Source organism: Pontivivens ytuae (assembly GCF_015679265.1).
Taxonomy (GTDB): domain Bacteria; phylum Pseudomonadota; class Alphaproteobacteria; order Rhodobacterales; family Rhodobacteraceae; genus Pontivivens; species Pontivivens ytuae.
On record NZ_CP064942.1, the window covers coordinates 2,626,489 to 2,639,673 of the forward strand.

Annotated in this window: 14 protein-coding genes and 1 riboswitch; of the genes, 7 read left to right on the top strand and 7 right to left on the bottom strand. The window is 67.8% G+C overall.

The window, feature by feature from the left end; genetic code table 11:
• Positions 1-2: 2 nt before the first annotated feature.
• Entirely contained in the window at positions 3-572 is a 570-nt protein-coding gene (locus I0K15_RS12895) for a peroxidase-related enzyme (protein WP_196101918.1), read from the bottom strand.
• A complete protein-coding gene (locus I0K15_RS12900) occupies positions 569-1,273 on the bottom strand; it encodes a GNAT family N-acetyltransferase (RefSeq protein ID WP_196101919.1) in 705 nt (234 codons plus the stop codon). Before I0K15_RS12900 ends, I0K15_RS12895 begins: the two co-directional genes overlap by 4 nt.
• A gap of 45 nt (positions 1,274-1,318) precedes the next feature.
• Positions 1,319-1,451, top strand: a riboswitch (FMN riboswitch).
• Between the two features lie 95 nt (positions 1,452-1,546).
• Here I0K15_RS12900 and I0K15_RS12905 point away from each other — a divergent pair.
• Positions 1,547-2,002, top strand: a complete 456-nt coding sequence (locus I0K15_RS12905) for a 6,7-dimethyl-8-ribityllumazine synthase (protein WP_196101920.1) — start codon at positions 1,547-1,549, stop codon at positions 2,000-2,002.
• A 295-nt stretch (positions 2,003-2,297) separates the two neighbouring features.
• Here I0K15_RS12905 and smpB read toward each other — a convergent pair whose 3' ends face one another.
• Both smpB and dapA read right to left on the bottom strand, forming a co-directional pair.
• On the bottom strand, positions 2,298-2,774 hold the full coding sequence (gene smpB, locus I0K15_RS12910) for an SsrA-binding protein SmpB (RefSeq protein WP_196101921.1): 477 nt from the start codon (positions 2,772-2,774) through the stop codon (positions 2,298-2,300).
• 21 nt (positions 2,775-2,795) lie between these two features.
• A complete protein-coding gene (gene dapA / locus I0K15_RS12915) occupies positions 2,796-3,674 on the bottom strand; it encodes a 4-hydroxy-tetrahydrodipicolinate synthase (protein ID WP_196101922.1) in 879 nt (292 codons plus the stop codon).
• A gap of 140 nt (positions 3,675-3,814) precedes the next feature.
• Here dapA and I0K15_RS12920 point away from each other — a divergent pair, with 140 nt between their 5' ends.
• Positions 3,815-5,767 (top strand): lytic transglycosylase domain-containing protein, encoded by a 1,953-nt coding sequence (locus tag I0K15_RS12920; RefSeq protein ID WP_196101923.1) that lies wholly within the window; start codon positions 3,815-3,817, stop codon positions 5,765-5,767.
• A 40-nt stretch (positions 5,768-5,807) separates the two neighbouring features.
• Here I0K15_RS12920 and I0K15_RS12925 read toward each other — a convergent pair whose 3' ends face one another.
• Positions 5,808-6,674 (bottom strand): DMT family transporter, encoded by an 867-nt coding sequence (locus I0K15_RS12925; RefSeq protein WP_196101924.1) that lies wholly within the window; start codon positions 6,672-6,674, stop codon positions 5,808-5,810.
• Between the two features lie 31 nt (positions 6,675-6,705).
• Here I0K15_RS12925 and I0K15_RS12930 point away from each other — a divergent pair, with 31 nt between their 5' ends.
• From I0K15_RS12930 to I0K15_RS12950, 5 genes are all read left to right on the top strand, one after another.
• Complete coding sequence (locus I0K15_RS12930; RefSeq protein ID WP_196101925.1) at positions 6,706-7,368, top strand: RluA family pseudouridine synthase; 663 nt, start codon at positions 6,706-6,708, stop codon at positions 7,366-7,368.
• 55 nt (positions 7,369-7,423) lie between these two features.
• Entirely contained in the window at positions 7,424-7,582 is a 159-nt protein-coding gene (locus tag I0K15_RS12935; protein ID WP_196101926.1) for a YqaE/Pmp3 family membrane protein, read from the top strand.
• A complete protein-coding gene (locus tag I0K15_RS12940) occupies positions 7,579-7,953 on the top strand; it encodes a DUF4112 domain-containing protein (RefSeq protein WP_196101927.1) in 375 nt (124 codons plus the stop codon). Before I0K15_RS12935 ends, I0K15_RS12940 begins: the two co-directional genes overlap by 4 nt.
• Positions 7,954-8,307: 354 nt before the next feature.
• Complete coding sequence (locus tag I0K15_RS21070; protein WP_230374114.1) at positions 8,308-9,528, top strand: CAP domain-containing protein; 1,221 nt, start codon at positions 8,308-8,310, stop codon at positions 9,526-9,528.
• 320 nt (positions 9,529-9,848) lie between these two features.
• Positions 9,849-10,388, top strand: coding sequence for a hypothetical protein (locus tag I0K15_RS12950; protein ID WP_196101928.1), 540 nt, complete (start codon positions 9,849-9,851; stop codon positions 10,386-10,388).
• An 89-nt stretch (positions 10,389-10,477) separates the two neighbouring features.
• Here the strand turns inward: I0K15_RS12950 and pnp are convergent, their stop codons facing one another.
• Positions 10,478-12,601: a polyribonucleotide nucleotidyltransferase gene (gene pnp / locus I0K15_RS12955; RefSeq protein ID WP_196101929.1), complete on the bottom strand. Its 2,124-nt coding sequence runs from the start codon at positions 12,599-12,601 to the stop codon at positions 10,478-10,480.
• Positions 12,602-12,779: 178 nt separating this feature from the next.
• Complete coding sequence (rpsO, locus tag I0K15_RS12960; protein WP_196101930.1) at positions 12,780-13,049, bottom strand: 30S ribosomal protein S15; 270 nt, start codon at positions 13,047-13,049, stop codon at positions 12,780-12,782.
• Positions 13,050-13,185: the final 136 nt, after the last annotated feature.

Below are 13,185 nucleotides of genomic sequence, written 5' to 3' on the forward strand. Positions count from 1 at the left end.
GCTCAGCGCCCCGCGGCGTGGTATTCGGCGTTGGGCCGCATGTCGATGGCCGAGGACATGCGGTTCGACATGTTGAAGAAGCTCGCGACCGCGGCGATGTCCCAGATGTCCTTGTCGGTCCAGCCCGCATCGCGCAGGCGCTGACGGTCGGCCTCCTCGATCCGGTAGGACGCCTCGGTCATCTGCACCGCGAAATCGAGGGCGGCGCGCTGCTTCGGCGTCACGTCCGCGACGCGGTAGTTCATGACGAGAGCCTCGCCGAGTTCCGGCATCCCGGAGATCTCCCGCACAGCCGCACCGTGGGCGACGAGGCAGTAGAAGCAGCGGTTCACGGCGCTGACGACGACGGCGATCATCTCCCGCTCCAGCTTGCTGAGCCCGCTCTCGCCCAGCATCAGGTCGTTATACATCAGCGAGAAGGCGTCGAGCTTCTCGGTGTTGTGGGCATAGGCGCGCAGCACGTTGGGGACGAGGCCCAGCTTCTCCTCGCAGATCCTGAAGAACTTCTCGGTCCGCTCAGGCAGCGGATCCTGCTGGTGCAGGTTCAGCGCGGTGGGATGGTCGGGGCTCATGGCGCGTCCTCCTTGATGCGGTAGTGGTAGCCGCCGATGTCGCGAAAGCCCATGGCGGCATAGAGCGCCCGGGCGGGTGCGTTGGCCTCGGTGACGAGCAGCGAGAGCCAGCGTGCGCCCTCGTCATGCGCCCAGAGCCCGGCGGCGAGCGTCAGGTCGCGGCCGAGGCCACTGCGGCGGAACGGAGCGGCGATCTCCAGCGCGTGGAGCATGGCAATGTCCCGGTGGGCCCCGACGAAGGCGCAGCCCGCCGGGCGGTCCCCGACGCGGCCTGCGAGGTAGACCTTCGGCCCCGCCGCCCGCGCCATCACCGCCAGCCGCTCCGGCCCGATGCCGCCCGCGGCCCAGATCTCTTCCATCAGCGCGATTGGCGCTTCTCCGGCGATGGTCCGCGGACCGGGCGGAGGCGGGGGAAGAGCGGCGGCCTCTGCCACCATGACCCGCGTCGGGTCCTTCACCGCATAGCCTGCATCTGCCAGTGCAGCGTCCAGCGCCGCCTGTCCGGGCCGGATCATCACGAGAGGCCCAGCCTCGGCGATCTGCGGCGCTGCCAATGCCGTCGCCGCCGAAACCCGGCTGCCCCCGCCCGCGCCCTCGCGCCGTGTCCAGCCAGCGGCCTCCCACCGCCGCGCGGCGGGCCAGGTGGCGTCGATCGTCTCGAAGAACGCAAGGGGAGGCGGCAGATCGGCTGACAGGTCCATGTCTCGAGTGCTAGCCTAAGGCGCCCGCTCCGAACAGGGGGCGGGCGACGTTCTCGGGGCGGGGTGCAATTCCCCACCGGCGGTTATAGCCCGCGAGCGCTCCTCCCTCGGGAGGAGGTCAGCAGATCCGGTGAGATTCCGGAGCCGACGGTAACAGTCCGGATGTGAGAGAACGGGAGAGCGGGTGCCGTCGGGCGCCCGTGCGCCTGCATGTGTGGGCGCGTCTCCTTTTGCCTCGGGGTCGTCGTGTCTTTGAGCGAAAGGAGAACAGCCATGACACGTGAGACCCGTATCGCCTTCATCCGCGCCCGCTGGCACGCGGAGATCGTGGACCGCGCCCATGAGGGCTTCGTCGATCAGCTCGGCCAGTTGCGGCCGGACTGGGGCGTCGATGTCTTCGACCTGCCGGGCGCCTTCGAGATCCCGTTGCTGGCGCGGCGGCTGGCGGCCTCGGGGCGCTATGCCGCGGTGGTGGGTGCAGCCTTTGTGGTGGATGGCGGTATCTACAGGCACGACTTCGTGGCCGCGTCGGTGATCGACGGGCTGATGCGGGCGCAGATGGACACCGACGTGCCGGTGCTCTCGGCGGTGCTGACGCCGCACCATTTCCACAACTCGGCGGAGCACCAGCGCTTCTTCGAGGCGCATTTCGTGGAGAAGGGGCGCGAGGTGGCGCGGGCGGCGGTCGCCGTGCTGAGCGCCGGGGCTGCGTTGGAGGCTGTGGCTTAAGGCCCCCTCCCCAACCCTCCCCCCACGGGGGGAGGGAGACGTACGCCGTTCAATAGTGTCGCCCGGCGGCAACGCCGGGCAGCGCCCGACCCTCCCCACGGGAGGGCGCTTTACGCCCACCCAGGGTCGCGCGCTGCCCTTGGTTCTTTGCGTCACAGAAGCCACGTCATGGTCCGGCTCGACCGGACCATCTCCGGATCATAGAGATCCCCGGGTCGAGCCCGAGGATGACGTCTCAAGAATAAACGGAAGATCCCGGATCGGGGTCCGGGATGGCCGACGCATCCCGCGCCGGTCAGCTCCCCAAGAGCCGCGCCTTCTGGCGCTGCCAGTCGCGCTTCTTCTCGGTGTCGCGCTTGTCGGCCTTCTTCTTGCCTTTGGCGAGCCCGATCAGCAGCTTCGCGCGGCCGCGGTCGTTGAAATACATCCGCAGCGGCACCAGCGTCATGCCCTCGCGCCCCACGCCCTGCCAGAGCTTCGCGAGCTCCTTCTTAGAGACCAGCAGCTTGCGCCGCCGCCGCTCGTCATGGCCGAAGGCGCGGTTCATCGCCTGGCCGAAGGGTGCCACGTAGGAGTTGATGAGCCACAGCTCCCCCTCCTCCACGCTCGCATAACTCTCCGCGATGTTCGCGCCGCCCTCGCGCAGCGACTTCACCTCCGAGCCCTGGAGGACGATACCCGCCTCCAGCGTATCCTCGATGGCGTAGTCGTAGCGGGCGCGGCGGTTCTCCGCGATCAGCTTCGAGTTGGGGTCGCTCTTCTTCTGGGCCATCGGGAACAGATAGGGGCTGCGTCAGCCATTCAACAGGCCGGCATGGACCATCGCGTCGCGCACCTTCGCCTTCGTTGCGTCCGTGGCACCCACCAGCGGCAGGCGCACCTCGTCCGAGCAGCGTCCGAGCAGCGACAGCGCGTATTTCGTGGGCACCGGGTTCGGCTCCATGAAGGCGGCGCGGAACAGCGGGAACAGGCGCTCGTGGATCGCACGGGCCGCCTTGTAGTCGCCTTCCGCACAGGCGTTCTGCATCTCCGCACTCAGCCGCGGCGCGATGTTGCCCACCGTGGTGATGCAGCCGTGTCCGCCCTGCGCATTGACCGCCAGTGCGATCTCGTCATTGCCCGAGAGCTGGATGAACTCCTCGCCGCACGCGATCTTCTGGTCCGAGATGCGGGAGACGTCGCCGGTCGCGTCCTTCACGCCGACCACCCGCGGCAGCTTGGCGAGCGCGCCCATCGTCTCCACGCTGATGTTGACGACTGAGCGGGAGGGGATGTTGTAGAGCAGGATCGGCAGGTCGCACGCCGCGTGGATCGCCTCGAAATGAGCGACGATGCCGCGCTGGCTGGGCTTGTTGTAGTAGGGCGTGACCACGAGGATGCCGTCCGCGCCCACGCTTTCCGCATACTGGGCGAAGCGCACCGCCTCGACCGTGTTGTTGGAGCCTGCGCCCGCGATGACCTTCAGCCGGCCCGCGGCCTCCTCGACCACGATCTTCACGACGCGCTCGTGCTCCTCGTGGGTGAGCGTCGGGCTCTCGCCCGTGGTGCCGACCGGGACCAGCCCGTGGGAGCCCTCGGCCACGTGCCAGTTCACCAGATCGCGCAGCGCTTTCTCATCGACCCCACCGTCCTTGAACGGCGTGATGAGCGCTGGGATGGATCCGTGGAACATGACGTGCCTCCGATTGGCAACTTGAGCGGATTTCCGCGCAAGCGTGAATTGATGCAAAGCCGGGTCTACCTTACGCCGAAGACAGGCCGGTGCGTCCGGTGGTTCTAGTTGATTCGTGCCCTTTGTCGAGGTCGATTGTCATGCGTTTGCTGCCTGCCCTTGTTGCCGTTTGTCTCGCCGTCACCCCCGCCGCGCCGGCCCAGGTCTCCGATCAGGCGGGCCTGCGCATGGCCGAAGCGCTTCGCGCCGGGATCCAGCGCGATTGGGACCTGGCCGAGAGCCTCGCCCGCCAGACCGGGGAGCCGGTGGCCCGCGAGGTGCTGACCTGGACCCGGCTGCGCACGGGCGACGGGAACTGGAACGAGTATCTCGACTTCATCGAGCGCAACGCCGACTGGCCCGGCCTCACCCGGATGCGCCGGGCGGGGGAGACGCGGATCCCGGCCAATGCCGACCCGATGGACGTCTTCCTGTTCTTCGGGGACGACGATCCGCAGACGGGCCTCGGTGCCCTCCGTCTGGCTGAGGCGCAGGCGGCTTTGGGCCGCGGGCGAGAGGCCGACGGCACTCTTGTGCGCGCTTGGCGGGAGCTGCCGCTCAACACGCTCGAGGAGCAGCTCATCGCCGCGCAGGCGCCGCGCCTGCTCGAAGCACACCACATCACCCGCCTCGACAACGCGATCTGGGACGGGCGCCTCAGCGAGGCCGCCCGGATGGAGCCGCGCGTGTCCCCGGCCTGGCGCGCTCTGGCCGAGGCGCGCATCGCGCTGCGCCGGAACGAGAACGGCGTGAACGAGCTGATCGACGCGGTCCCGGCGGAGCTCGCCGATCATCCGGGCCTTGCCTATGACCGCTTCGTCTGGCGGCGGGAGCGCGGGCTCGACACCGCGCAGGAGCTGTTGCGCGCGCAATCGACCTCCGCCGCGGAGCTCGGCCAGCCCGAGGCGTGGGCCCGCGCCCGCCGCGGCTATGCCCGGGCTGAGATGCGGACCGGCAACGTCTCCCGCGCCTATGAGCTCGCCTCCCGCCACTTCCTGACCGAAGGCTCCGACTACGCCGATCTGGAATGGCTCTCGGGCTACATCCAGCTGCGCCGCCTGCGCAGCGCGGAGCGGGCCATCCCGCACTTCCAGCGGTTCGAGGCGGCGGTGGAGACGCCGATCTCGCTCGGCCGCGCCGGCTACTGGCTGGGCCGCGCCTACGAGGGCGTCGGCAACCTCGCCGCGGCCCAGGCGGCCTTCGAGCGCGGTGCACAGCACCAGTCCACCTTCTACGGCCAGCTTGCGGCCCAGCGGCTGGGCCTGCCCGCCGATCCCGCCTTCTCGGTGCAGGAGCAGATGGACTGGCGCTCGGCCTCCTTCGCCAACGACCCGCGGCTGACCGCGGCGGCCCTGCTCTATGCCGCGGACGACTGGTCGAACGGGGAGCTCTTCCTGCGCCGCATCGCTCTCGACCTGCCCGACCCGGCGGAAACGGTGGCCCTCGCCGATTTCGCGATCGAGGTGCTGCAGCGGCCCGACAGCGCCGTGCGCCTCTCGAAATTCGCAGCCCGCGAGACGGGGCAGGCCTTCCCCGCCACGGCCTATCCGCTGCTCGACCTCTCCGGCGTGCGCACCGCGCTGCCGCCCGAGCTGATCATGTCGCTCGCCCGGCAGGAAAGCGAGCTCAACACCAACGCCGTCAGCCGCGTGGGCGCACGGGGGCTGATGCAGCTGATGCCCGGCACGGCGCAGGACGTCTCCCGCCAGCTTGGTATCCCGTATTCCGCGTCCGGCCTCACGCAGGACCCCGAATACAACATCCGCCTCGGCACGACCTACCTCGCCGACCTGATGGACCGGTTCAACGGCTCCTACGTGCTGTCCGCCGTGGGTTACAACGCCGGTCCGGGCCGGTCGCGCCAGTGGTCGCAGCGCTACGGCGACCCGCGGCGCATGGACCTCGACCGGACGATCGACTGGATCGAGCACATCCCCTTCACCGAGACCCGCAACTACGTCATGCGCGTGATCGAGGGGATGCACGTCTACCGCCAGCGGCTGGAGGGCGGCCCCGTACCGTTGCGCATCGAAGCCGACCTGACCGCCGGCTGAAACCGCGCTTGCGTATTTGGGGAAAGATGAAGGGGCGGGCTCAGCGCGTCCGCCGCTCCCGCCAGAGGGTGTAGAGCCCTGCACTGACGATGAGCGTGGTGCCCGCGGTGGTCCACGGGTCGAGCATTTCGCCGAAGATCGAGAGGCCGATGGCGGTGGCGAAGACGAGCTGGAAATAGGCGAAGGGCTGCACGGTGCCCGCCTCCGCCGCCTCGTAGGTCTTGATGAGCAGCCAGTGCCCGCCCGCGCCGGTGATGCAGAGCGCGCCCATCCACAGCCAGTCACTGCCGCTCATCGGCTCCCAGAAGAACGGGCCGACGCAGGTGATCGCGACTGCCCCTGCCACGCCGGTCCAGAAGAAGGACGTGGCCGCCGTGTCGTCCCGCGCCGCGCGGCGCGTCAGCAGACCGTAGAGCGCGAACATCAGGGCGGCGAGCAGCGGCACCAGCGCCTCTGGCGCGAAGACGCGCAGGCCGGGACGCAGGATGATGAGCACGCCGACGAAGCCTACGCCGATCGCCACCCAGCGCCGCCAACCCACACGCTCGCCCAGCACGGGGCCGGAGAGGGCCGCGATCAGGAGCGGGTAGAGGGTGAAGATCGCGTGGCTCTCCACCAGTCCCAGCAGGGTGAAGGCGAGCACCATGACGCAGATCTCGGCGACCAGTAGCAGCCCGCGCCCGATCTGCAGCACCGGCTGCGTGGTGCGGGCGGTCGCCATCACGCCGCCCGGCTGGCTCACCGACAGGGCGATGACGAAGGCCGCGAAGAACCAGTAGCGGATCATCACCACCATGATGACGTTGTATTCGGAGGCGAGGTGCTGGCTGATCCCGTCCTGCACCGCGAAGACGAAGGTGGTGGCGATCATCAGCGCGATGCCGCGCCGCGCGTCGTTCGATTGCATCGCGTCACCTCCGGCGGGTAGGTGAGGGCGCATGGACCGCCCCGTCAACATCAAACCGCCGCCGCTGATCGACTATGCGCCGCCCAAGGGGCCGGTGGAGGTGGTGCACGCCGATGAGGCGTTGTTGGTGGTGGTCAAGCCCACCGGCCTGCTGAGCGTGCCCGGCAAGGACTGGCCCGACTGCCTGGAAGCGCGGCTGCGCGCCGAATACCCGGAGGCGTTGACCGTCCATCGGCTCGACATGGACACGTCGGGCCTGATGGTTTTCGCCCGGACGCCTGCCACGCAGCGCCATCTCGGCCTGCAGTTCGAGCGGCGGCAGGTGGCGAAGACGTATCTCGCCCGGGTCGAAGGTTGCGTGGCCGGGCAGGCCGGTTTCGTGGCACTGCCGCTCATCGCCGACTGGCCCAACCGGCCGCTGCAGAAGGTCTGCTGGACCCACGGCAAGCCCGCCCATACCGACTGGCGCGTGCTGGAGCGGGGGGCGGACACGCTGCTGGAGCTTCGCCCCCGAACTGGACGCAGTCACCAGCTTCGTGTCCATTGCCGCGAGATGGGGCATCCGATCCTCGGCGACCGCTTCTATGGCGGGCCGCCTGCCGCGCGGCTCATGCTCCACGCGGCCGAACTGCGGCTGCGGCATCCGGAGGGCGGGCGCTGGATGCGGTTCGCGTCGCCAGCGCCCTTTGCCTGAACCGAAGCCGCTCCCACCCGTTGATCGGGTGAATTTCGATTACCGGAGCGATTTCATGGACCTCATCCGCATCATCCTCTCCATCCTGCTGCCGCCCCTCGGCGTGTTCCTCCAAGTGGGCATCGGGTTGCAGTTCTGGATCAACATTCTGCTGACGATCCTCGGCTACATCCCCGGTATCGTGCACGCCGTCTGGATCATCGCGCGCCGATGACGGAGGTGGCCGACAGCGCCCGGCGGCTGAAGCGGGTCGAGGCGCTGGCCGACCTGCTCGACACCCGCTTTCGCATCCCGGGCACGCGCATTCCGATCGGTGCCGACGGGATCCTCTCCATCGTGCCGGTGGTTGGCGACACGGTGGCGGGCGCGATGTCCGCCTGGCTGATCTGGGAGGCCTACCGCATGGGCGCGCGCAAGCGCACGCTCGCCCGGATGCTCGGCAATGCGGGCGTCGACTACGTGGTGGGGTCGATTCCCGTGATCGGCACCATCTTCGACATCGCCTTCAAGGCCAACAGCCGCAATCTGGCACTGCTCAAGCGGGAACTCGCGCAAATGGAGCCCGAGGGCACCCGGCGGATTTGATCGCGGCGGGCGCTCGCGCCACGCGCACCGGCATCGGCGGTGAGCTGCGGGTGGGCCGGACAAAGGGCGAATATCACCGGATCGCAGCCGCCGACCGCCGCGCGCCCTCGCATACAGGCGCATTTCGTCCCCTCCTGCCACGCACCGGGCTGCCGGGCCACGAACATCCACGCCGAACCCGGCGGGATCCCGCGCGGCAGGGTCTTGCCGATGGCCCTTCAAATCTCTGGTGAGCCGTTGAGCAGGGCCCCCGCCGCCCGCACCATTGCCCCACCGAACACGCCACGTCCGCCGGCCGGTGCGCTCACGCCAGGGTGCGCCGATCCCGCCGGGCCCAGATGACGAGACGACCACATGTCCATTGCCGACGATCTCGAACGCCAGATGCTCGACCTCGTGAACGAGGAGCGCACCTCCCGCGGGCTCGACCCGCTGGAGCTGGAGCAGAACCTCAACGAAGCGAGCGAGGACCACAGCGCCTGGATGCTCGACGCGAACGTGTTCTCCCACACCGGCACCGCCGGCTCCAGCGCCGGGGAGCGGATGGAGGATGCGGGCTTCGACTTCTCCGGCTCCTATGCCTGGGCCGAGAACATCGCCTATCGCTCCGTCAGCAACCCGGACCAGTATGACGAGACGGTCGTGCTGCTCCACGAGGCGCTGATGGACAGCCCCGGCCACCGGGCCAACATCCTCAATCCCGACCTCGACTATCTGGGCGTCGGCATCGAGGTGGGCGAGTTCAACGGGTTCGAGGCCATGATGGTGACCCAGAACTTCGCCCTGACCGCCGGTGAGGTCGAGCTCGACACAGGCACGCCCGCCCCGGCCGAGGAGATGCCGGTCGCCGAGGCGCCCGCACCGGTGGAGCAGCCCGCGCCGATCGTGCCGCCCGTGATGCCGGAGGTCGAGGAGACGCCTGAGCCTGTCGCGGGCCCGGTCGAGACGCCCGAGGCTCCCGAGCCGGTCGAGGCGCCCGAGATGCCCGCGTTCGAGGAGACCCCGGCGCCCGAAGAGACGCCCGAGCCCGTGACGGCCGAGGACGAGACCCCGGAACCGGTGGAGACCCCGGAGCCCACGATGCCCGAACCGGTCGAGACGCCGGAGCCGATCGAGGCGCCGGAGGAGACGCCCGCGCCGATCGCGATGGACGACGAGACACCGAACGCGCCGGTGGAGGAGGAGACCCCGACCCCCGTCGCGATGGATGACGAGACGCCCGCCGAGGAGGACGAGCCGACTCCGGTGGCCATGGACGACACGCCGGAGGCTCCGGTGGAGGAAGAGACGCCCGTAGATCCCGTGATGGAGGACAAGCCCATCGCCTTCGACTGGGTCTGCGGCCGCGAGGACGAGTTCGCCTTCGACCTGCCCGATGTGTTCTGGGCCGCGGCGCGTCTCTTCATGACCTATGTGGAGGAGACCGGCTTCGGCGAGGATCTTCGGGACGGAGACGACCTTCTCGGCGCCTCCGACAGCCTTGACGATTTCGTGGACACCGGTGTCCGGGCAGCCGATGGGGGGAGAGACACGTGCGACGACCTCGCACTGGTCTCGATCTTCGATATGGGGTGAGTGGCGGCTGCCTTTGAGGGGGGCAGGGGCCCCGGCGCACGCCGCCGGGGCCCCTTGCATTTGGGGGCGGTTGAGCGGGATGTTCTGCGAGTTGTACCCACCCTCGCTGTGCTTTGGAGTGATCTCGACACTGCCAACGCTGCAGGTGCTACTCAATTGAGCCGACACGCGCTTCTAGCCCTACAGTGAAATAGCGACGCCAAGATCAGCTCGCGTCTTGTCCATGAGTCGGGCGAAATTTACTGCGGCTGTTCTCCCAGAGACTTGCTCATCCGCTTCTTTGCGCTCATCTGAAGCAGGGTTCAGTTTGGGAGAGTGTGATGTCGGAGATCTTTTCGCCCGTGGGTCTTGCGTTCTTAGGTGCGGCGCTCGCGTTCGCAGCCTGGTTTTGGCAAACCAAAATATCACATGATTTTCAGGGCATTGCCATAGCTCATACCTACATCGCGACCATCGAAGCGACGCAGAGCAGCCTGAAGCGTGTCCAGGAGGACCCGCTGTTTCTAGCTCACGCCAAGGGGGAACGGCCGACATGGATCGATGACGACTTCCGTCGCGAGGACTGGTTCGCAGTTCATCACCGGCTGTGCGGTGATCTGGGAAAACTCGTACATCTCGATCGGTTCGGCGGGCCCCGGGCAATTCAGGCCGTCTCGTCATTCTTCCAGAACCTGAAGTATGCCAGGGAGGTCTTTGCCTACACTTTGGCGTTGCAGAAGATCTCCAGCGAAGCCGATGAGGCGCTGAAGGCCCGGATCGAGGCCGAGTTTAAAATCCGGGCGGAGAAGATCGGGCAACAGATCGTCGAGCTCGACGAGCAGGCGACGACGGCCATCAAGTTGCTGAAGAAGATCTCCTGACCCCACGCATTCGGTAAGGACAGCGCAGTCTCCCAACAAAAAGGCCCCGGCACGTGAATGCCGGGGCCCTTCGTTTCAAGCGGTCGGGATCAGCCTTCGGCGGCGATCTCCTGGCCGGTTTCCTGGTCCACGACCTTCATAGACAGGCGGACCTTGCCGCGGTCGTCGAAGCCCACGAGCTTGACCTTCACTTCCTGGCCTTCCTTCAGCACGTCCTTGGGATGCCCCACCCGCTCGTTGGAGAGCTGGGAGACGTGGACGAGGCCGTCGCGCTTGCCGAAGAAGTTCACGAAGGCGCCGAAGTCCATCAGCTTCACGACCTTGCCGGTGTAGATCTCGCCCACTTCCGGCTCGGCCACGATGGAGTGGATCATGGCGCGGGCCTTCTCGATCGCCTCGCCGTTCGGGGACGCGATCTTGATGACGCCGTCGTCGTTGATGTCGACCTTCGCACCCGACTCCTCGACGATGCCGCGGATGACCTTGCCGCCGGAGCCGATCACTTCGCGGATCTTGTCCTGCGGAACGGTCATCGTCTCGATGCGCGGCGCGTGGACGGAGAACTCGGCGGCACCCGTCAGGGCCTTCGCCATCTCGGCCAGGATATGCATCCGGCCGTCCTTGGCCTGCGCCAGGGCGGTCTCCATGATCTGGGGCGTGATGCCCGCGACCTTGATGTCCATCTGGAGCGAAGTGATGCCGTTCTCGGTGCCCGCGACCTTGAAATCCATGTCGCCGAGGTGATCCTCGTCGCCCAGGATGTCGGTCAGGACTGCGTAGTCGCCGTCCTCTTCCAGCACGAGGCCCATGGCCACGCCCGCCACCGCGGATTTCAGCGGCACGCCCGCATCCATCATCGACAGCGAGCCGCCGCAGACCGAGGCCATGGAGGAGGAGCCATTGGATTCCGTGATCTCCGACACGACGCGGATCGTGTAGGGGAAGTCGGTCGCCGCCGGCAGCACCGCCTGCAGCGCGCGCCAAGCGAGCTTGCCGTGGCCGATCTCGCGCCGGCCGGGGCCAGCCATGCGGCCTGCCTCACCCACCGAGTAGGGGGGGAAGTTGTAGTGCAGCAGGAAGTTCGAGCGGCTCTCGCCATGCAGCGCGTCGATGATCTGCTCATCGTCGCCGGTGCCGAGCGTGGTTACCACAAGGCCCTGCGTCTCACCACGGGTGAAGAGCGCGGAGCCGTGGGTGCGGGGCAGCAAGCCCGTTTCGCACACGATCGGGCGCACGGTGTCGAGGGCACGGCCGTCGATCCGGTTGCCGTTCTTCACCACGTCGCCGCGCAGCACGGCGGATTCCAGCTTCTTGAAGGCGGAGCCGAGGTTCTTGTCCTCCAGCTCTTCCTCGCTCAGCCCCTCGCGCACCTTCTCGCGCGCGGCGGAGATGGCGGCCTGGCGCTCCTGCTTGTCGCGGATCGCGAAGGCGGCGCGCATGTCGGCCTCGCCCAGACCCTTCACCTTCTCGTAGAGCGCGGTGTAGTCCGGCGGGGTGAAGTCGAACGGCTCGTTGGCGCAATCCTCGGCGAGCGCGATGATCATGTCGATGACCGGCTGCATCTGCTCATGACCGAAGGTGACCGCACCCAGCATGACCTCTTCGGAGAGCTCGTAGGCCTCCGATTCGACCATCATCACCGCGTCCTTGGTGCCCGCGACGACGAGGTCGAGCTGCTGCTCGGGGTTCTCGCGCAGCTTGTGCATGTCGTCCACGGACGGGTTCAGCACGTACTCGCCACCCGCGTAGCCGACGCGCGCGCAGCCGATCGGGCCGAGGAACGGCGCGCCCGACAGGGTCAGTGCGGCCGATGCGGCGATCATCGCCACCACGTCCGGGTCGTTCTCCAGATCGTGGCTCAGCACGGTGCAGATCACCTGCGTCTCATGCTTGAAGCCCGGGACAAAGAGCGGGCGGATCGGACGGTCGATGAGGCGCGAGGTCAGCGTCTCCTTCTCCGTCGGGCGCGCCTCGCGCTTGAAGAAGCCGCCGGGGATCTTGCCGGCGGCGTAATACTTCTCTTGATAGTGGACGGTCAGCGGGAAGAAGTCGAAACCCTCCTTCGGCTGCTTCTCGAACACCACGGCGGCCATCACGGAGGTCTCGCCATAGGTGGCGACGACGGCGGCATCCGCCTGACGGGCGATCTTGCCGGTCTCCAGGGTCAGCGTGTCGCCGCCCCATTCGATGGACTTCTTGAATTCGTTGAACATTCTCGTTTCCTTCCTGCGGATCTGCCGTCCCCTGACGGCCCCGCGGCCCCCGTTTCATGCGTCCGGGCGTCGGGCTGGGGCTCGGCCCGTGCGCCCATCGGACACTGCACCTGTTTCCGGGCGGTGCCCCCAAATGCAAAGCGCGCCCCCGGTGGAGCGCGCCCTGCGTCGTCTCGTGTCAGCGGCGGATGCCGAGGCGCTGGATCAGGTCCTTGTAGCGGGCCTCGTCCTTGCGCTTGACGTAGTCCAGCAACTTCCGGCGCTGGCTCACCATCTTGAGGAGGCCGCGGCGGGAGTGGTTGTCCTTCTTGTGCTCCTTGAAGTGCTCGGTCAGCGTGGTGATCCGGCTCGTCAGGATCGCGACCTGCACCTCGGGGGAGCCGGTGTCGCCGTCCTTCGTGCCGTATTCCTTGATGAGCTCTTCCTTGCGCTCTTGCGTGATCGACATCGGGTCATCCTTTCGGTTCTCGGTTTCGATGCCCTGCGCCCTGCGGCCGATGCCGGGATGTCGTCCAGCATGGTCGGAAAAACGACGAAGGGGTCGCGAGGCCGGAGCATCCGGCGCGACCCGCGCGATATGACAC